Genomic DNA, 19,644 nt, shown 5'->3' on the forward strand with positions numbered 1-19,644 from the left:
CGGTAATGGACTCGGCCGGATATGGAATCATTCGGCACTGGGTAGCCCCTCAAGAAAAAACCTTGAAAGGCATGTAGCCAATCAAGGTTTATCATATCAACCAATAAAATCAACACTTAATCTATCCACCCGAATTTGTACGTATTGATTATGAAGATATCCATAATCAAAAAGAAACTCCCTATCAATCTCAAATAATATACCTGTACCTACATCTATAGTACCACTATCAATATTCAAAATACCGCTAATAAAATGCGAAAAACCATTTTCTATCTGTTTGATACCATTTCCGTCTGAATCAGCCTGAGAAATTATGAAGTCATCCAGAATAGACAATTCAATTTCAATAAGATACTGCCCTCCCTTATCTATCTCAAAGGGGCAGTTATTGATAAAAGCCACGATTCTTTGTCCGTGTATTTCAAGAACGGCTTCCTCTTCAATTAGCGGACTTAATTCAACTAGTTTTGTTGTGTATTGCATGAAAATGCTACCTCCTTATTGCAGATTAATAGTCATATCGTGTTTGTTGTTATTTAGCAATTTCCACAGATCTTCTCTACGTTTCACATGATACGTTGTAACCATCACCATTGGCATTGGTTATATGTGTTATTGGTTGAATTATCGGTTCATTAGGCACTGGGTACCAATCAAGGTTAAAAGTTATTTATACTATGAGATAAACTCGGCTACACTTCGACATAGTTCTTTTAATAATCCATGGTTCTCCCTTTTAACAGCATACATATAATTCCAGACAAAACTATCCGAGTCGTACACAAGCACAAATTGAAAATTATCAGTTTCCAATAAACAAGCCTTTTTAAACTCATCCTCAGTTTCCTTAACAAGTCTGACTTCCTTAATTTCCAAATACTTGTCTAATATTAACTTAAAATCCTCACGCTTTGTTAACTCATCAAAGATCAAGTCAATATCCCCGTTATCGAGAATCACTTCTGCTATTTTTAACTTCATAGATTCCCTCCATCATTCTAGTCCAAGTGATTTATTTACACTTGACCTGGACCTTTGAGATGCGTTAATAATCTCTTCCCATAGTGCGTCACCTTTTAAACCTTTATCCGAATACTTTTTAACAACCTGTTCCCATGTTAAATTCGGTTGACTCCAAAACAACTCATTTGCTCCCTCAATATCGGCCATTAATTCTCTAGCTTGTGTTCGATATTGATTTCTTAATTCAGATGCTTGTCTAGCCTATTGCTCCAATGTTGCATTTTTGTTTAATAGACTAGGTATCTTTGATTCTTGTTCTAAGTACCAGGTCCGTGCTTCCACATCACTTAAAGAGTATTTGGGGATACCGTTAATAGTATTTCCCGCACCCTTACCCACATCTTTCGCAACTTCCTTCTCCACCATCTTACGACCGGCGTTCGCTGCCTCTGCCGCCTCTTCGGCTGCCCTAATGGCTTTGCCAGCTTTTCCGATTGGCAACAACGTCGTTGCAGCAAGAAGTTTCTCTTGAATTGTCGTGCAGTCATCGACCATATCATTGATGTCGTCGACGAGAGCGTATCTGCACTCGGGCAGTCGAGCCTAAAGCTTTGTTTTTTCTGTCGATCCAATCCAGACCCTGTTTCAAATTATTTTCGTAGTTATCGATGTACTTCTGACTGAAAGGCAGCCATTCCGGTCCGTCGTGCCACGCCTTCCATACATGGCCGGACGGATCCGTGTAGACCATCGGATTGTTGCCGACATACACGTACAAGTTCATGGTCAGCGGATTGCTAAGCTGCCCTGGGTACGTGTCCTCCGTCAAAAACCGTCCTATGGCAGGATTGTAGTAACGGCTTCGTAAATATTGAAGTCCTGTCACATCCGTGTATTCGCCCGCGTACAGATAAGGATTGTCCAACGTTCCAGTCGCAGACGTGACGCGTCCCCATGGATCGTAACGATAGCCGCTTGCTATTTCGCCAGAAACGTCCAACAAGGCGCGGGTATCTCCATGCCCGTCATACAAGTAATAATACGTATTGGCCTCATTCGGCAAGTAGCTGGTCGAGCCGGAGCCGATGACATGTCCGATGCGCTCCAGACCGTAGACATTGCGAGCTCTCATCTGCCCGCTCTTGTCTGCCTCCAGTTCGATCTGATCGCCACTCCAGTAGAACTTCGTCGTTCCGTACACCGCATCAACGACGCTCGTCCGGTAGCCATCTCCATTATAGCTATAGTTCGTAGCGTAAACGGAATCGGTGCAGGCTTCAAACTTATAATTTGCGATGTGCCTCCGGCCGGATTCAAAAAGGACGGCAATATCAGCCATGCCGCCGATTAACGGAAATAAGTTAGGGAATACTAGGTATTCGCACCCGTTCCTTTCAAGTTGATCGTCCGTTAACATAATGAATCTATAATTAACGTAAATATCGAATAAAGGAGATCATAATTTGGGAATACACACCTATTTTCAGTCGTTAAACGATTTGGAACGCATTATTCGCTGCCCGGGTCGATTCAAGTTCGAGGAGCACAGCGTGTCGGCTCATTCGTGGAAGGTTGTTCAATATGCCAAAACATTGGCCGACATCGAAGAAAGCAAAGGAGTCGCCATCGATTGGAAGAAGCTGTACGAAATAACGAGCAGCCACGATTACGGCGAAATCTTTATCGGGGATATTAAAACGCCCGTCAAGCACTATTCGCTGGAGCTAAGAGCCATGCTGCAAAAAGTGGAGGAAGGCATGATCGCCCATTTCATTGACGAGCACATTCCGGAGGAATTCAAGCCGATCTTCCGCAGGCAATTGCGCGAAGGGAAGGACGATTCGGTGGAAGGTCTTATATTGGAAGTGGCAGACAAGCTGGATCAAGTCTACGAAGCTTTCACGGAATTGCAGCGAGGAAATACGGAAAAAGAATTTATCGTCATGTATCGAAGCGCTCTGATCAAAATCAAAGGAATCCAGCTTCATTGCGTCGACTATTTTTTGAATCACATTTTGCCCGATTTGGTCAAAGAAGGATCGCGCTCTCCTATCGACATTGCCAAGATTACGGATGAAGCGTTAGCATCGTAGCCTCATCGCTGATTGCCCATTCTGCGACTCTCCCCCTTATGTTAGTCCCCTGCATTTTTGCTCTCCCTGATGTTTCTTTCCAAAATAAAAACCCGACCGAAGAGGACGGGTTTCTTGTGGTGGAAGCACCTTTTATTTGTTGCCTTCAATCAGCAAATTAGCGATGATATCCAACTGCTTCTCTACTGCAATCGGATCGCTGGGCAGAAATTGTTTGAAATCAATATTGTAAATCTTTCCTGCTTTCCCTGCCGGCGAGCTTTGAATAAGCTTTTCTAAGTCCTTCAAGTCTTTCTCTGCTCCTTCATTTACAGCCAAAAATAACTGGGTGCCTATGAATTCGGGGATCACCTCGGCAGATATTTCCCATGTTTCTCCATTAATGACGTCCGTCTTTACTTTTTCGTTTGGCTTCAAACCCAAATACTTGTAAATAATGTTGCCTCCCATATTGGTATCACCGTAAATAAATAGCGCACCGGGACGCACATTCAAAATCGAGAAGGTGTCATCAGCCCCAATAAACGGGCTAATCTTTTCCTTGTATTCGGCTATTTTTACCGCAAATGCCTCATTCCATTGCTGCGCTTCCTTCTGCTTGCCGAGAATATCGCCAAACATTTCTACATCCTTGACCGGATCGTTGTACTGCTCCACAACAATGGTCGGTGCGATCCGGTTCAGCGTTTCGTACCCGCCCTCCACGGCTTCCGCGAATGGTGCCGTTGTAACAATCAGGTCAGGCTCCAGCGACAGAATCTTCTCAGCATCTGGCGGAACTCCAACATCTGCAATATCGGAAATATCGCTTAACAGCGGATTATCCAGAATATAGGTAGTTGAGCCAACCGGCTTTACCCCAAGCGCCATCAGTTCGCCCAAATGAAAGAGACTGACCACACGCTGAGGCTTCACAGGAATTTCCGTTTGGCCTTTCAAATGCTTGTAAATACGTGTTTCTCCAGCCGCGCTGTCCGCAGAGGCGTCTGCCGAAGCAGGCTGTGAGGCTGGCGTTGCTGAATTGCTTCCTGTCTGACATGCATTCAGAAGCAAGGTTGTGCATAATAGCATCATTGCTCCGAATGCCGGTCTTGAAAATCTGAACATCGATGTGTCCCCTTCCCCAACCAATTGATAATAACTCTCATTCTCATTATGGGAAATGGGCTTTTGAGACACAATAGATGATTTTAACAGACTCGATGGATTATGCTGAACCGTCTGCCGATTGTTCTCTCGGAACTGAAGCGGAGAGCAGCCGGCATGCTTTTTGAACAAACGGCTGAAATAATAGACATCCGCATAACCAACGCTTTTCGCTATTTCCTGGATACGAGCCTCCGATCTTTTCAGGAATTGCTTCGCTTTATTAATGCGTACATGAATCAGGTATTCAATCGGACCGGCTCCGATCTGATTTTTGAACAAGCGCGACATGTAGCTCGCACTGCAACCGAAAATCCCGGCCAATTCCTCGGCTGTAATCGACTCTCTGTAATGCTCATGAATATAGTGAATCGCTTCGGTTACGACGTTCGGTCTGTTGTCTTCCGTTGCTGACGTGCGGATTTGCCGCATGACCTCGTACACAAATGGAAGAAAGGCAGACTGCGCCTGCAGCTTGTCCATCGGAGTTGCTTGCTGCCACAGGCGATACATCGTTTGACACTTTTCCTGCAGCGGCAGCAACGCATAAGGAGTGTATGAATACGAAAAATGGAAGCTCTCCCGATCCTCCGGCGAGGCGCAATCGGCTTTATACAGAATCAAAAAGCAGGAAAAATCGTTTCCAAGCGGCACAAAGCCCAGCTCCGCATCCTGTCCTCCGTGCAGAATGTGAAGCGAACGGGTTCGATAGACCGTCCCGGACAGACTCACTCTCGCCTCTCCATGGGTAATAACTACGAAGAAGCTGGCAGGCGCCGCATAGCGATCAGGGACAGTTCCATTCTTCACAGAAAGCTGGCGAATATCCAGCAGTTTAACGGCGGCTCGGCTCCACCGTTCGATGTGGGCTTCCCAATCCATACGCACTCCTCCTCTCTATTCAATCTTAAGAATTTCAAGAATTTCCTGCTCCGTCAAGGAAGACAGCTCCTCTTGGCCCGGCCGGATCACTTCATCGATGAGCTTCTTCTTTCTCGTCTGAAGCTCGTACATTTTGTCCTCCACCGTCCCTTGAGCGACGAGGCGAATAACTTGCACGACTTTTCGTTGCCCGATCCGATGCGCGCGGTCGGCCGCTTGCTGCTCCACGGCAGGGTTCCACCACAGATCGTAGAGAATAACGGTATCCGCACCAGTCAGGTTCAATCCGGTACCGCCGGCTTTCAACGAAAGCAGGAACAGCTCCCTTTCTCCGTCGTTGAACCTGTCGCACAGATTGACGCGTTCGGCGGCAGGCGTATGGCCGTCCAAGTAAAAATACGGCACTCCCCGGCTCACCAGCTCGCGTCCGATCAAGTCCAGCATCTCCGTAAATTGCGAAAATACGAGAGCCCGCCTGCCCGCGCTGCGGCATTCTTCCACGAGTTCCAGCAGCTGCTCGAATTTGGCCGAGCCCCCCTCGTAATCTTCCACGAACAAAGCCGGATGGCAGCACAATTGACGCAAACGGGTTATGCCGGCCAACATTTTGATCCGGACTTTGCCAAAGCTTTCCGTGTCCAGATGCTTCAACGCTTCCTTCCTCAGCTTGGCCAAGTAAGCCGCATACAGCTTTTTTTGATCCGGAAGCAATTCGGACGCCTGCAACGTTTCGATCTTTTCGGGAAGCTCCTTGAGCACGTCCGTCTTCAATCTTCGCAGCAGGAACGGCCGAGCCCGTCTGGAGACGGCCTCTCTGCTCAGCTCGCCGAACTCTCGCCTGCCGGGAAACAGCTCGGGAAACACCGCGTCGAAAATCGACCACAGCTCCTCCAGTCTATTCTCGATAGGAGTTCCGGAAAGCGCGAACCGATAGCGGGCTTCCACCGTCTTCACGGCTTGCGCGGTTTGAGTGGCATAATTTTTGAACGTCTGCGCCTCGTCCAATATGAGCGTGTGGAACGGCCGAGTCGCATACCATTCGATATCTCTGCGCAAGAGCGGATAGGAGGTAATAATAACGTCCGTCCTCGATGAATGGTTCAGCGCTTTATTGCGCGCCTCTTTGGTTCCATCGGCAATAACCGCGCGGATTTCCGGTGCGAACTTCTTGAGCTCGTTGCGCCAATTGTAGACGAGAGAAGCGGGAGCTACGATCAAAGCGGGAACCTTCTCCTTGCGGATCTCCGGCAATACGGAGACGAGGAAAGCGATGCTTTGCAACGTTTTGCCGAGTCCCATATCGTCCGCCAATATGCCGCCGAATCGGTAATGAGCGAGCGTCTTCATCCACTGAAAGCCGAACTTCTGATAATCTCTCAGGACGGAAACGAGCCGAATCGGCACCGAAAAATCGAAATTGTCGGGGTTTCGCATATTTTCGAGCAGCCGGCGGAACGACTTTCCGAACTTGACGGCATGGCCTTCAAGCTTGGAGTCGAGCAAACGAAGTCCTCGCAGCGCCGGAAGACGGAATGCGTTGCCGATGGCGTCGAGCTGCCGAATGCCCACTTCGTTCATGAAAGCGATCATTTCTTGAAACTCCGCCGTTTCCAGCGGCAGCAGCGCTCCGTTCGGCAGGCGGTGATAATTGCGTTTTTCCTCCAACGATTGCAACACGTTCTTAATTTCCGACTCCGGAATTCCTTCGATATCGAACCGTACATCCAGCCAATCGGTTCTCTCGTCCGCGTCAACCGTCACTTTGGGAGGGGAATTCCCGATATGAAGCCTTGTTTTGACGGCTGAAGTGGCATACACCCTAAGCAGCTTTTCCAGCTCGGGAACGACGCGGTACAAAAACTCGTATTCCGCCTCCTCGTCCTCCATGAAGTACCCGGCTTCCGTCTTGGCGAAGGAGCTTTGCTCCATCAACTCGAGAATTTGCCCTTCCCGCTCCCCGTCCCTCATGACGATGTGGTCGGTACCGCGCCTCCGATCGTTCTCTTCCAACGGATTAACAATCAAATCGCCGTATTGAAATTCCAGCCCCGCAACGAGACGATCCCTCACCCTATCCAAATACAGTCGGGCCTGAAGAGGCGTGTGAACGATGCGGTCGGATACGGATTGGGCGATATGGACGCTGCCCAGCTTCTTCAGGCCGGGAATAACCTTCTCCATGAAAGGCTCTATCTGATTCCGGGAAATCCGAATACGATGCTTTCGCGTCGAATCGAGCGTCTGCTTCAGCTCCGAGAGACGTTGGCACGATTCCGGCTTCAGCTTCAACAGATTGCCTTCGAATAGAACGACGCCGTAGGCATCCATAACCGTAATGCCGTCTAATCCCTGGACATCGAGCAGGTATGCGTCATCCTTCTCCCGATCGAATGCAAAGCGAATCGGCAGCGGCTCGTCGGACAGACGGAAGCCGTCGTACGTTCGGTCGTCCTGTTCGAGCTTGACAGCCGGAGCGGCGGCAAGACGAGGATGCAGCGCCGACCAAGCGGACGGAGGAACAAGAAGCATCCTCTCGCCGCTTATGCCGAAGGCTTGGGCTGTCGCTGCGTCAGAAGTGTCGCGGTACAGCTTCTCGTTGCGATAGATCGAGATCAATTGACGAAGGACCGCATCGTTGTCCGATTGAAAGCTGTGCCGCATCGGGTCGTAAGCGAACGACTTGGAAAAGACATACGTCTCCCCTCTGTCCACCCGCTCCAAAAAATCCCTAAGCTTCTGCACGGCAAAAAGCCGTTTCGGTCCGACCTTCAGCTCGATTCCGAGCATGAACTTGCAATAGCCGTAAGCAACGGGCTTGCATGTAAACTCAACGTCCAGAGGCTCCCTCGTATCGAACAATGCCCGCGTCCCGCTAGGCGGACGCAATGTCTTATCGCCGAATAACCCCAGCATTGCGCTTACCAACGCCGCATCGTTATCCGTCTCCGCCGCGCCTGACACCGACTTGCGTCCGATGTCCGGCTCTATCGATTGAATATGCAGCAGCGCGGCAGCGATGTGAGAGCAATATTTATTGTATGAGGCTAACGAAGGGCAGCTGCATTCCGCCTCAACGTTACCGTTGGAGTCAAATTCGATCCTTACGTCATAAACTCCGTTTCCTTTTACCGAAGCTTCATAAATGCCCAAACCGGGGGCAACGTTCGTAAAAGTTACTTTTCCCGCGCGAAAATACTCTTCTCCTCGCTCGTAGGAGAGCCTATCGCACAACGTTTTGATTGTCTGCTTGGTCAATTGACTGCCCATATCGAAATCCATCCCAGCCGAAATCGTGATATGACCATGATACCAGAATTCCGGCCGAAGATGAGCGTAAGCTTATACCAAGCCGATTTCCCGCAAATGAGCGCGCAGGCCGGATACGAATTTGTCGATAGACGGATTTTTGATAACGTCGTAGCATGCGTAGCTTTTCAGCGGCTTCATGCCGATATAGCGCTGCGTCCGGTGCAGGTGCGCGAGCGCGTCTTCCAGCCCGCCGCCTTGGAAAAACTGCGACGGATCGTTGAAAGCGTGCTCCGGCGCGTTCCAAGTCGCCGAGAACATATATTCCTTGTCGGTTAAGAGACCTCCCGTACCGTACGAATCCGTTCCCTTGAAGAACGTTCCGTACTCGTATACCTCGTCCATAAACGTTTTCAGCAAGCCCGGAACGTTAAACCAATAGATCGGCGTCTGAAAAATGACGACATCGCTCCGCAAAAACCGCTGCCGTTCGTCCTCGATCCGATAGCCGTCTTGCAGAACCGTCAATTGAACGTTATGAACGGGCCTTAAGCTGGCAAGCATCTCCTCAACCAACGTTCGATTCAGCTTACCGTCCGTTGAATTGTATTTTTGGTGGCCGTTTAGAATGAGGATGTTTTTCATCTCGATTGCTCTCCCTTCCGACTCCCGCTCGGCTAATACCGGGAATGTAGTTATTATTGTAAATGTATTAACTTTATTTTGGGAAGCAGTGATTATTTATTCATATTATTTCCGAAAAGATAGTTTTGTTGTATGCTTGAGTTAATTCCTATTGATTAAAGGATGATGAGCGTATGACCCAGAGCGCGGAACAACCGATTTCGTTAAACAAAGGTACGCCAGGGCAGCCATGTCCGATCGCAAGCACTCTCGACATTATCGGCACGAAGTGGACTTTTCTCATCGTTCGCGACCTGCTGATCGACGGCACGCTGCGCTTCAGCGAGCTGTTGAGGTCTATGGAAGGGATTAGTCCGAAAACTCTGTCCTTGCGATTGCGGGAGCTGGAGGAGCATGGAATCGTCGACAGGACGGTTTATCCGGAGGTGCCCCCGAAAGTGGAATATCGCTTGACGGACAAAGGGCGGCAGCTTGAAGGCGTATTCATCGAATTGAAGCGATTCGGGCTTGGCTTGCGGCGATAGCGTTCTCGGAATTCGTTAATTTCATATATAATCACATACTAAAATAACGATTTCTTTTTACCACATCCTTTGCGTCTAGACTGCTTTTTTCGAGAAATACGTCCAGCCGGTTATAAAAAACAGGAGGAAGCTGATTAGTATGACGACGGGAAGCGCAGCGGAGATCGTATTAAATGCGCCGTCCCCGTATGCCTCTCGCGGAAGCATCGCCAGCATAGGCTGCGCCCAAGGATAATAAGGAGCGTACGTGTCCGAATTTACGACCAGTATATTGGGCAGCGTAAGGACAACATTGACCGCAAGCGGAGCCGCAAAGCTCTGAAAAGCTACGGATACGAACAGCTGCAAGGCGGCCAGCGGCAAGCAGGCGATCCAACCCCATGCGACGGAGACCAAAAGTGCCTTCCAAGGTACCGGATCCGAAAAGCCGTGCAAAGTGCCGACGAAAATGACCGCGAGCAAGAACAACGCTTGGGTTGCAGCCAGCATCATCATAATGACTGCAAATTTGACGACATACACGCGAGTCCGGGTTACAGGCAGTGACAGCATCGTTTTCCAGCCACCACCCGCATGCTCGTACCGGCATACCAATGCCGCATAAATGCCGGTCAATAGCGGAAGAAACAGCATGGCGTGCAAAATCGACATCATCATTAACGCTTCTATCCAAGGAAACCGCTCCCCTGTCTCCACCCCCGAGTCCATAAAGCCGAACATCGAAGCGATTAAAGGGCTGACCGCGACGAGAAGCCAGATAACCGATCGACGGATTTTGAGCCATTCCGAACGAAACATAGGAATCATCCGTTACTTCACGTCCTTTCTGACGAATTCGTTCATTCCGACAAGAAACAGGACAGCCCCAAGAACAAGACCCGCACTCAGAGCATAGAGCCGATCGTCAGGAGTTGCGGTCATTACTGGCCATTTCCACGGAACCCAGTCGGGAAACCGTTCGGCGAACATAGACGCTACCGTGCCGAAGATGCCTAACGTAAGCGGCAGAGCCTGATTGTGAAGCGACACCGACAGCCAGGTTTGGAGCGCGACAAGGGGCAGAGCCGCGACGAACGGAACATACGCGTTCAGCAGCATGAGCTCCCAAGGAACGTTCATTCGGAATCCGAGCGCCCAGCCGAGGGCGGCCGTGAAGGGGATAAGCAACGAGCAGGAGACAAATAACAGTGCCAGCGTCAGGAGCAGCTTGCCGGCAAAAACATCCGTTTTGCGAACCGGAAGGGCGAGAGTCATTTTCCACGCGTTCATTTGGTGCTCGATTCCCGCCGTCATGGACGCAAGAATGGCAAGCCCGATAAACATGGCGGGCAGCATGAGCAGAGAGACATTTTCGATGAGTCCGCTCCATAGCTCGTCCTTGTATTGCCCCTTGACCAAATATTCGTAGCGCAATCCGAAATTTACGGCTTGCAGGCCGACCACGCCGAAAGGTCCGAGAACGACGAGAAACCAAATGAGCTTCTTCCTGATTTTCAGAAATTCGGAGGAAAGGACGCGAAGGATCATAAGCTTCCCTCCGATCCCGTTATATCGAGGAAGATGCTTTCCAGCGAAGCGACTTCCTCCTCAACCCTGTACACCTGGTAATTCTGCCGCACCAGTCCGGCGACGATAGAAGCCACGGCCTGATCGCTTGCTTGCTCGACGGTTAGCCTGCTTCGATCCCACTCCGCCCGATGGCCTTGCGACAGAAGGAGCCGCCATGCCGATTCGGGATCGCTGACTCCGAGACTTATTCGGCTCTTCGCTTGCCGCTTCAGCACATCGATTTTATCTTGAAACAGCATATTTCCCTTCGCGATAATGCCAACCCGCGTCGCCATCTGCTCAACCTCGGATAGAAGATGGCTGGAAATCAGGATCGTCACCCCATGTGTTCGGGGCAAGCTTTTGATCAGCTCGCGAATTTCCAGAATACCGGCGGGATCGAGGCCGTTGGTCGGCTCGTCCAGGATGAGCAGCTCCGGCTCGCCGAGCAGCGCCGTTGCAATTCCGAGCCTCTGCTTCATGCCGAGAGAGAACCCTTTGACCGGACGATGCGCTTCCTTGGACAGCCGGACGACCGACAATGCCTCGTCTATTCGATTCCGGGACACGCCCAATAGCCGACGAACCGTCTCCAAATTTTCATAGGCGCTTAAATGCCCGTAATACGAAGGATACTCGACCAAAGAACCAACCTTGCGGAGTATCGCCAGCCGATCCCTGCGGATGTCTTGACCGAAGATGCGAACGGTTCCGAATGTCGGCTTTGCAAGGCCGAGCAGCATCCGTATAGTCGTTGTCTTGCCTGCTCCGTTCGGTCCGAGAAAGCCGTAAATATCGCCTCGTTTAATCTTCAAATGAACATCGCTGACGACCGCCTTGCCGCTTATTTTTTTCGTCAGCCCTCGCGTCTCCAAAATGAGCTCGCTTGTCTTTTCTATCATGATCGATCACCTCGATCATGATCATATCTCGCGAAGGTTAAAGCGATAGTTCGCCTGCGTTTAAGCTTCGGTTAAAAAAGAATCCGACGGGGCAGCGTTCGAAGCTACGATAAAAATCGTTCCCGAGACTCCGGTTGTTACGTGAGCGCTCAGATTCATTTCCTTCAACATAAGGGTCGCGATAGACAGCCCGATGCCCATCCCTTTTTCCTCCGAATCCCCGGTCATTCCAGGTCCGCGATCGCGAATGGCAATCGAGCCGCCATTGCACGCAGACACATGAAGTGCGACGAAACGGCCCGATTTCGCGTGACGAAGCACATTTTGCAAGATGTTGTCCAGCACCCGCTCCAGCCACTGCGGATCTGCCTCCCAATAGAAGGCGTTCTCGGACAATTCGGAGTCGATCTCGAAGCCGTTCTGCTCGAATACCGGATACCAGCCGGCGAAATGCGTTCTCGCCAATCGGACGATATCGACGCGCTGCTGACGATACGGATATTTGCCGGACGTTAACAACGAATATGAGATTAAATTTTCGATCAGTTGTCCCAAATAGTCGGTTTTTCGTTCGATGAGCTCAATCGAAGATTTTCCTTTGTCGGTAAGCGCTTCTTGCTTAAGGCTGAACGCATGTCCGCGAATGGTCGTCAGCGGCGTCCGCAAGTCATGGGACAGCTTGGCGATCAAGTCCCGTCGGAGCGCCTCTTCCTCGATCTCCCTCTCCCGACTATCCTCAAGCTTTTGAACCATCCGATTGAATGAGCGCTCAAGCCGTCCGATTTCATCTTCATTAAGCGCGTTGACCGGACCGGGAATACCGGTATCCGAGGGGACGGTCATGGCCTTCTGCAATCGAACGAGCCTTCTTCTTATCCGGTAGAAGAAAAGCAGCGATACCAAGAGAAACAAAAGAAGGATCAGCAGGAAGCCCGCAAAGATCCACCTTAGCTCCATGTTCGCTCCACTCCAGCCTCTTCCCGAATTCATCGTGCTTCGAGCCAGCTCGAATACCATGAATCCGCGGCGCTCCCCTTCCCCGATGAAACCGATGACGGTGAAAGGATCTCCTCCCGTTCGCTCCTTCATAAATCGTACCGTGTAAGAAGCGTTCCAAATGGCGGGAATGTCCTTGCTCGCAGTCAGCGTTAGCCGCGTCTTGCCGCTCTCGTCCACCCAGAACATATCCGCGCGGGGATATTCGATCTTAAGCTTGCGCAGCGTTTCATCCACTTGCCCGTCCGCCGCTCCTTCCAGCTTTGCCGCTTCGGAGCGCCACATTTTCTCCAGCTTTTCTCCGTCCCGGTATAGGGCCTCCGCAGGATCGACCGATGCTCGCAACGGCCAATATAGGAGCAATGAAACCAGAGGAGACGATAGAGGCAACAGAAGCAGTGCCGCCAGAACGATCAGCAAGTATTGGGACAGCAGCGATTGCCTCAGTTTGAATGCTCGAAGCAGCCTCTTCATGACTTCACCCGGTAGCCGAGTCCCCGAATCGTCTCGATAATAGCCGGATTGCCCGGATCGATTTCGAGCTTCTCGCGAATGTGCCGAATATGAACCATGATCGTCTTGTCTCCTTCGATATACGACTCCTCCCAGACAGCTTCGTAAATTTGTTCCTTGGTCAATATTTGATTGGGATGGCGAATAAAATAGTGCAAAATTTGCCATTGCTTGGACGTGAGCGGAATCTCGTCATTCGTACGGCTGTCGATCACGGTAAGCCGGTCGACATGGACGAGGATATGACCCAGCTTGACGCTTTTTCCGGGAAGCTGTCCATATCTTCGCTGCAGCACCTCAAGCCGCGCCACCAGCTCGTCCGGGTGGAAGGGCTTCGTCAAATAATCGTCGGCGAAGCGCAAGCCTTGCAGCTTATCGTCGACCGACGTTCTCGCGGAGAGCATAAGGATTGGAATGCCCGGAGCCTCTTTCTTCAATCTTTGGCCTACCGTGAACCCGTCGAGCCCAGGCAGCATGACGTCAAGCACGACCAAATCGGCTTGCTTCGCCAGCTCGGCCGCGCCTTCCCCGGTTGTCAGCCATTCTACCTTATAGCCTCTGCGTTCCAGGTCATCTTTCACCCAGAGACCGATCTCGGGGTCGTCTTCCACATACAGCACGCGTACCATTCGTCGGTTCAACCTCGTTTACGAATAAGATTTGACCTCATCATAGACGATGGCTTTACGCATGAATAGTTAAATTTCGTTTAACTTTCTCGTTCCGCGCGTTCCTTCATAATCGAACGCCAACAAACCGATACTAACGGAACATCGCCCCATTTAAGAGGTGTCTCATGCTGCGCTTGTTGTGGATTGCGGGAATTTCGCTCGTTCTTCGGCAGAATGCCGTCCCTGACGAATTGTCGATCGTAAATCAAGGAACGACGGTCGCAAAAGTGAATCGCGGCGACTATTCGCTGCCCGCCACTCCTTTGATCGACCCCGCCAAGCTCGATAGTTTGCTCGACAACGTCGAACGTCAGACCTTCCGACTGCCCCGTGACGCCGAAATCGGAAATCACGGAGGCATCGTGGCCGAGCAGCCCGGCTATCGTTTGGACCGGGCCGGCTTTACTCACTTGTTTCACATCTATTTCTACGGCAGCGGCACATCGTCGATGGAAGTACCGCTCAAGCTGATCTACCCGAAGGTAGACAGCGAATTGTTGGCTTATCTAAGGGAAAAGCCGATCGGTCATTACGTCACATACTTCAATGCGGGCAACAAAAACCGCTCGCGCAACATCGCGTTGGCGGCCAAAGCCATTAACAATCAGGTCGTGTTTCCGAACGAGACGTTCTCGTTCAATCAAATCGTCGGTCAGCGCAACGAAAAGAAGGGGTATGTACGCGCTCCCGTAATCGTCAGAGGAGAATTGTCGGAGGGCATCGGCGGCGGAATCTGTCAAGTATCCTCGACTTTGTTCAATGCCGTCGACCGGGCGGGGCTGTTAATCGTAAAGAGGTATTCCCACAGCCGGCACGTCCCGTACGTGCTTCCCGGACGCGACGCGACCGTAAGCTGGGGAGGGCCCGATTTCGCTTTTCGAAATCCTTACAATCAGCCCATCCTTATACGCGCGTTCGCAAGCGGGGGCCGCATGTTCATCTCGATTTATTCCTCCGAGGTGATCGATTACCGGCCTCGCGCGGTTCCGGGCACATCGAAGCGGCTTCCGGAGGAAATATCGATTGAAACCGGGTCACCGAAGCGGAACTAAAGGACTCCATCGGTGTCGATATCGTTCAAGCATCGGATGCGCTGTCTTCGGCTCCGAAGGCAGCAACAGCCGCACGTTAACGATCCATGATTCGAAAGTGGAGAACGAAGCGAACGAATTGGCGGTATCCGTCGTCATGTACACGAAGTGAGGGCCCGGCAGCGTCTCGGTCAAATGACGGAGCGCGGAATCGATCGGCGTATACTTTTTTCTTTTTCCTTCCCATCCGTCGATCGAGACCGTCGGGTCTCCCCGTTCTTCCAGCCATTGGCTCAGTCGAGCCTCTCGTTTGTAATAGGCGCTGACCGGTGTCTTTCTGGACATCCTCTTGGCCGTTTCCTCATGAATCAAGTACAGGACGAGCCGGCGAAAGGAGCGCTCGATCGCATAATCGGCAACGCGGTCCCATTCTTTTTCCGATGAGCTTTCGAATGTATCGTAGTAGATAAGCGTTCCTTTTTCCGTGTCGGCCGGCGGCTCGTAGCCGAAGGGGACACTGCCGGGCTGCTTGTTCATATCTTTCTCCTCCAATTGGGAAACATCGGAATTATTTTCCCCGTTTGCGTCCATTTTACCTGCTTCGCCCTCAAAAAAAAATCCATTACGCTCTATTGAGCATAATGGAAAGGCAGTCCGTTCGATCTGCAGCTAATTAGTAGGATACCGCCTTAAGAATAATGACCAGCAAGACGAACAATACAAGTACGAATGCGGCAGAACTAGCCCCACCATAACCTGCGCCTCCGGCATAACCGCTCATGAAATCTCACCACCAATTAGATTTTGTGACTTTGATCACTCGATATTGTATTCTTCCGGCCGGAAGCAGATTGTATGGTTGCCCATTATTGCGAAATTTCCGGGGATTGATTTTTTAGCAAACTACACCCTGACCGTCGTCAATGGGACAACGTACAATCGATCTTCCTTCGCGTGAATATTGTGAAGAAAGGAAGCTAAAGGGAGAGGTGATTCTCATGGCTGCTAACGCGAAATCGTCAAGTATTCGAAGCCAAGCCGGAAAATGGAAGGGGCAGCCCGTCCGCGTCGTCTTGCATGACGGGCGGCACTATGTCGGTTGGATCCGGGGAATCGAGCAAAATCAGCTGGTTCTATCCGGTGTGCGCGACAATCGAAAGAGCAAGAGCGGCCGGGGCAAATTGGCTTCGCGAAGTACGCGCAAGGCGAAAGTGTCGGCTCTGCTGTCTCCGTCAGCCGGCAATGCGGCAGCCGCTCTGCCGGGAGCGCCCGCATCCGGAAGCGTTGCCGGAGGCGGTTTTTTCGGATTGAACGGGCTGGACGATTGGATGGGATTCATGCAGAAGGCGTTGCCGATGGTGCGTATGGGGGTCGACATGGTAAAAACGATTATGCCCTTGCTCGGAGGACTCAAAGCTTGAGCCCGAAAAGCCAAAAGCCCCTGACGGGGCTTTTTATTTTACTTTACCTTCTGATGGACCCCGTTCGACGCTCTGAAGCCGCCAAGGCGAATAGGGAGACAGCCGCGCAAACTCGAATCGGAACGGCAGATGCCGCTTACCTTTGCCTCTGCGTTCGATGGCGACTTCCGATTCCAGCGTTGCGACGAGACGATCTTCCTCCGGCAACGGCTGTCGCTGAGCGACCGTTCTTGCGGACGTCACGGAATCCGTCTCTCCGATCAACGACGCCGCCTCGTCACGCTCGCTTCCTTCCGCGAGAAGCCGGATCCACTCGCGATCCCGTTGATTCAGCGCTTCGACCAAGCTGCGCGCCAGTAAGGACGGAGATGCGGAATCCAGATAAGCTCGCGCGTCTCCCGCCGCTCTGTGAACCATGAATTCATGGGCCGGATCGGGTACGGACGATTTGTGCGTCGTACTCTCCGAGAAGTGAATGCAAAAATGGCCGGAAAAGCCGTTGTCCGGTATTCCGTCGCCCCCGTGCGGCATGCCGTTCATCGATGCGGCGATCCGCCGACCGGCAGCCAGGACGACGACCGCTTTTCGATTCCAGCTCCATTGCCCGCCGTAAATTTCGTTCATGATTTTCGTATCCTCGCGCGAGATCGGCTGCACGTCGGCATGGTCGCTGCCCGCTCGGCGTTGAACGCGGAAGACAAGCCCCGTCTTCATATCCATTACCTTGAACACGCTTTTGCGCGGCAATATACGCTTCGCTTCTTTCCAGGCAATCGCTTCTCCATAATGGGCCGCCCTTGCCTTGTCCGCTTCCTTCAACAGCTTGGCGGATAGCTTTTCCGGCAAACTAACGTTCAGGCGCTCTTCCTCGTTCCAGAGGCGGCCCGAGCTTTCCAAGCGATATAGCTTCGGCAGCCCTCCATGGGACACGCGAACGTAAATATCGGTCAATATGGGAGCGAACTTCGACGAGTCCTCTTCGCGTTGCTGCGAAGACTGCCCGATATGCAAATGTCCGACGGCCAGCCGTGTCTCGTATGTCGCATCCGGGCTGACACGAACAGAGACGACAACGGGATCGCTCCACGGCGAGCCCGCCGCAAATGCATGCGGGTAGCCCTTCGAAAGCCCGAACAGCGCCGACGCCGCGACAACGATCGCCATGGCGCGGCAACAAACATTGCGCATTTCTTTTTCCTCCGCAGTTCTTCCTTAACGTCTAAGATCTGCGTGAACTTCCCGAAATATACGCCCGCCCGTCCCGGATCGGATAACCTTCTTCGAGTTCAATCTCGGCAAAGCCCGCCATCTGCCCGGCATCGTATTCAATGACTCCCCCGCTCCCGGTCAAAAGAACATTGCCCGAGCGGTCATCGTCCTCTCCCGGCAGAAAAAAAGCTTTCGTGCAGCCATACGCTTGTCTCATGGACGAATGAATGGCATTGACGAGCTTGTCGTTGACGGCTTTTCCTACGACATTCACGAGGAGGATTCCGCGAGAGTCCAGCTTGTCCGCGGTCAGATCAAAAAAGGGAACGGATACCAAATGCCCCGGAGTCCCGTTCGAGTTAAAAGCGTCCAAAATGATGCAATCGAAGGCGTTCGCAGCCTGATCGAGCAAAATGGTGCGTCCGTCGCCGACAATTACGTTATCCAGCCGATAGTTGAAAAACAATCTGCTCAGCTCGACCACCTTCTCGTCGATTTCCGCGACGACAAATCGCTTGTGCGGGTATTGCCCCGCGATTGACCCGATTCCGTGCCCGATGACGAATACGTCCTCTAACGAAGGGACGTTGCGCTCCATCAAGTGAAGGAGAGCCCTCTGATAGGGAAGGACGATGCGACTCGGATTCTTCAAATCCGCCGCTCCTTGCACGGCCGCATCCGCGAACTGAAGAATCCGGTATTTCCCCGTCTCTCCGTATAATCGCGTCGTCTCGTATACCGCAAGCCTCTCGTTGAATCGGCTCGATTCCTCCGCAAGCAGGTGCAATTCCGGACACTCCTTTTTATTCTATGAGACGACTAAGAGGAAACCGATCATGCGCCGAACTGCGCCCGATGAAGACGGCTGTAGACTCCGTCGGCCGCGATCAGCTCTTGATGATCACCCTGCTCGGCAATACCGTCTTCCGTCACGACGACTATGCGGTCGGCGTTCTTGATCGTAGCGAGTCGATGCGCGATAACAAGCGTCGTCCGACCCTTCGACAGCTCCGCAAGCGATTGCTGAATGATCGTCTCCGTCTCCGTATCGAGCGCGGAGGTCGCCTCATCCAAGATGAGGATCGGCGGATTTTTCAGGAACATCCGGGCAATCGACATCCGCTGCTTCTGCCCTCCCGACAGCTTCACTCCGCGTTCGCCGATGACGGTATCCAGACCGTCCGGCTGCGCCCGGATAAAATCGTCGAGCCGCGCCCGCCTTGCCGCTTCCCAGATTTGCTCTTCTGTCGCATTAAGGTTGCCGTATAGAATGTTCTCCCTTATCGTTCCCGAGAACAGAAAGACGTCTTGCTGCACGATGCCTATCTGCTTGCGCAGCGAGCTTAGCTTCGCTTGCCGGATATCGAACCCATCGATAGAGACAGTTCCCGCATCAACCTCGTAAAAGCGCGGCAGCAAGCTGCACAGAGTCGTCTTGCCGGCGCCTGAGGACCGACGAAAGCGACCGTCTCTCCTTTGCGGATCGTCAGATCGATATCGTTGAGTACGCTGGAGCCGCGATCGTAGCCGAACGACACTTTGTCGAATTTTATTTCCTTTTGCAGCTCCCCAATGACCTTCGCATCAGGTGTGTCCGCCACGTCCGGCTCGGTGTCGAGCAGAGCGGCATACCGCTTGAAGCCGGCAATTCCTTGCGGATAGCTCTCGATAATGGCAATGATTTTTTCAATCGGCCGGAAGAACACATTCGACAATAGCAAAAATCCGATAAATTGGCCATAGGTCAGTTCCTTCTGAATGACGAACCACGTTCCACATACCATGACGAACAGCGTTACGAAACGCATCATCATGTAGCTGATGGAGCCGTTCTTGGCAATCAGCTTGTAC

General features: G+C 51.7%; 19 protein-coding genes and 1 pseudogene. 4 read left to right on the plus strand and 16 right to left on the minus strand.

The genetic code is table 11. From position 1 onward, the window contains the following. Positions 1-96: 96 nt before the first annotated feature. The 4 genes from D3H35_RS02085 to D3H35_RS02100 form a co-directional block, all read right to left on the minus strand. Positions 97-486 (minus strand): hypothetical protein, encoded by a 390-nt coding sequence (locus D3H35_RS02085; RefSeq protein WP_119147560.1) that lies wholly within the window; start codon positions 484-486, stop codon positions 97-99. A gap of 192 nt (positions 487-678) precedes the next feature. Then, entirely contained in the window at positions 679-984 is a 306-nt protein-coding gene (locus D3H35_RS02090; RefSeq protein WP_119147561.1) for a hypothetical protein, read from the minus strand. 243 nt (positions 985-1,227) lie between these two features. Then, complete coding sequence (locus D3H35_RS02095; RefSeq protein ID WP_119147562.1) at positions 1,228-1,521, minus strand: hypothetical protein; 294 nt, start codon at positions 1,519-1,521, stop codon at positions 1,228-1,230. 1 nt (position 1,522) lies between these two features. Further along, positions 1,523-2,305 carry an RHS repeat-associated core domain-containing protein gene (locus D3H35_RS02100; RefSeq protein ID WP_158593905.1) on the minus strand — a complete coding sequence of 261 codons (783 nt, stop codon included), beginning with the start codon at positions 2,303-2,305 and terminating at the stop codon, positions 1,523-1,525. Positions 2,306-2,429: 124 nt separating this feature from the next. Between D3H35_RS02100 and D3H35_RS02105 the strand changes: the two genes are divergently transcribed. Then, positions 2,430-3,059, plus strand: coding sequence for a YfbR-like 5'-deoxynucleotidase (locus D3H35_RS02105; protein WP_119147564.1), 630 nt, complete (start codon positions 2,430-2,432; stop codon positions 3,057-3,059). Positions 3,060-3,191: 132 nt separating this feature from the next. Here the strand turns inward: D3H35_RS02105 and D3H35_RS02110 are convergent, their stop codons facing one another. The 3 genes from D3H35_RS02110 to D3H35_RS02120 all read right to left on the minus strand — a co-directional run bounded on the left by D3H35_RS02110 (position 3,192) and on the right by D3H35_RS02120 (position 8,978). Continuing rightward, positions 3,192-5,087: an AraC family transcriptional regulator gene (locus D3H35_RS02110; RefSeq protein ID WP_119147565.1), complete on the minus strand. Its 1,896-nt coding sequence runs from the start codon at positions 5,085-5,087 to the stop codon at positions 3,192-3,194. Positions 5,088-5,102: 15 nt separating this feature from the next. Further along, positions 5,103-8,354, minus strand: a complete 3,252-nt coding sequence (locus D3H35_RS02115) for a DEAD/DEAH box helicase (protein ID WP_119147566.1) — start codon at positions 8,352-8,354, stop codon at positions 5,103-5,105. A 72-nt stretch (positions 8,355-8,426) separates the two neighbouring features. Beyond that, positions 8,427-8,978, minus strand: coding sequence for an NAD(P)H-dependent oxidoreductase (locus tag D3H35_RS02120; protein WP_119147567.1), 552 nt, complete (start codon positions 8,976-8,978; stop codon positions 8,427-8,429). A 173-nt stretch (positions 8,979-9,151) separates the two neighbouring features. Here D3H35_RS02120 and D3H35_RS02125 point away from each other — a divergent pair, with 173 nt between their 5' ends. After that, positions 9,152-9,502 carry a winged helix-turn-helix transcriptional regulator gene (locus D3H35_RS02125; protein WP_119147568.1) on the plus strand — a complete coding sequence of 117 codons (351 nt, stop codon included), beginning with the start codon at positions 9,152-9,154 and terminating at the stop codon, positions 9,500-9,502. Between the two features lie 75 nt (positions 9,503-9,577). On the opposite strand, the gene D3H35_RS02130 is transcribed toward D3H35_RS02125, so the two are convergent. The 5 genes from D3H35_RS02130 to D3H35_RS02150 are packed head-to-tail and all read right to left on the minus strand — an operon-like array spanning position 9,578 to position 14,090. Next, entirely contained in the window at positions 9,578-10,309 is a 732-nt protein-coding gene (locus D3H35_RS02130) for an ABC transporter permease (RefSeq protein WP_119147569.1), read from the minus strand. A 3-nt stretch (positions 10,310-10,312) separates the two neighbouring features. After that, complete coding sequence (locus D3H35_RS02135) at positions 10,313-11,029, minus strand: ABC transporter permease (RefSeq protein WP_119147570.1); 717 nt, start codon at positions 11,027-11,029, stop codon at positions 10,313-10,315. Next, on the minus strand, positions 11,026-11,952 hold the full coding sequence (locus D3H35_RS02140) for an ABC transporter ATP-binding protein (RefSeq protein ID WP_119147571.1): 927 nt from the start codon (positions 11,950-11,952) through the stop codon (positions 11,026-11,028). The genes D3H35_RS02135 and D3H35_RS02140 overlap by 4 nt, the downstream gene beginning before the upstream one ends. A 60-nt stretch (positions 11,953-12,012) precedes the next feature. Further along, the gene (locus D3H35_RS02145) at positions 12,013-13,422 is read right to left on the minus strand and encodes a sensor histidine kinase (protein WP_119147572.1); all 1,410 of its coding nucleotides are present in this window, start codon (positions 13,420-13,422) and stop codon (positions 12,013-12,015) included. Continuing rightward, positions 13,419-14,090: a response regulator transcription factor gene (locus tag D3H35_RS02150; RefSeq protein WP_119147573.1), complete on the minus strand. Its 672-nt coding sequence runs from the start codon at positions 14,088-14,090 to the stop codon at positions 13,419-13,421. The genes D3H35_RS02145 and D3H35_RS02150 overlap by 4 nt, the downstream gene beginning before the upstream one ends. 167 nt (positions 14,091-14,257) lie before the next feature. Between D3H35_RS02150 and D3H35_RS02155 the strand changes: the two genes are divergently transcribed. Next, positions 14,258-15,184 carry a VanW family protein gene (locus tag D3H35_RS02155; RefSeq protein WP_119147574.1) on the plus strand — a complete coding sequence of 309 codons (927 nt, stop codon included), beginning with the start codon at positions 14,258-14,260 and terminating at the stop codon, positions 15,182-15,184. On the opposite strand, the gene D3H35_RS02160 is transcribed toward D3H35_RS02155, so the two are convergent. After that, the gene (locus D3H35_RS02160) at positions 15,167-15,700 is read right to left on the minus strand and encodes a hypothetical protein (RefSeq protein WP_119147581.1); all 534 of its coding nucleotides are present in this window, start codon (positions 15,698-15,700) and stop codon (positions 15,167-15,169) included. The two genes, D3H35_RS02155 and D3H35_RS02160, sit on opposite strands and share 18 nt — an antisense overlap. A gap of 461 nt (positions 15,701-16,161) precedes the next feature. Here D3H35_RS02160 and D3H35_RS02170 point away from each other — a divergent pair, with 461 nt between their 5' ends. Then, on the plus strand, positions 16,162-16,584 hold the full coding sequence (locus tag D3H35_RS02170; RefSeq protein ID WP_119147576.1) for an LSm family protein: 423 nt from the start codon (positions 16,162-16,164) through the stop codon (positions 16,582-16,584). Between the two features lie 33 nt (positions 16,585-16,617). On the opposite strand, the gene D3H35_RS02175 is transcribed toward D3H35_RS02170, so the two are convergent. The 3 genes and pseudogenes from D3H35_RS02175 to D3H35_RS02185 form a co-directional block, all read right to left on the minus strand. Further along, a complete protein-coding gene (locus D3H35_RS02175; protein ID WP_147355711.1) occupies positions 16,618-17,772 on the minus strand; it encodes a hypothetical protein in 1,155 nt (384 codons plus the stop codon). Between the two features lie 31 nt (positions 17,773-17,803). Beyond that, on the minus strand, positions 17,804-18,580 hold the full coding sequence (locus D3H35_RS02180) for a spermidine synthase (RefSeq protein ID WP_119147578.1): 777 nt from the start codon (positions 18,578-18,580) through the stop codon (positions 17,804-17,806). Between the two features lie 47 nt (positions 18,581-18,627). Next, a pseudogene (locus D3H35_RS02185) lies at positions 18,628-19,644 on the minus strand (ABC transporter ATP-binding protein); the annotation flags it as partial.

This window comes from Cohnella faecalis (genome assembly GCF_003570905.1).
GTDB lineage: Bacteria > Bacillota > Bacilli > Paenibacillales > Paenibacillaceae > Cohnella > Cohnella faecalis.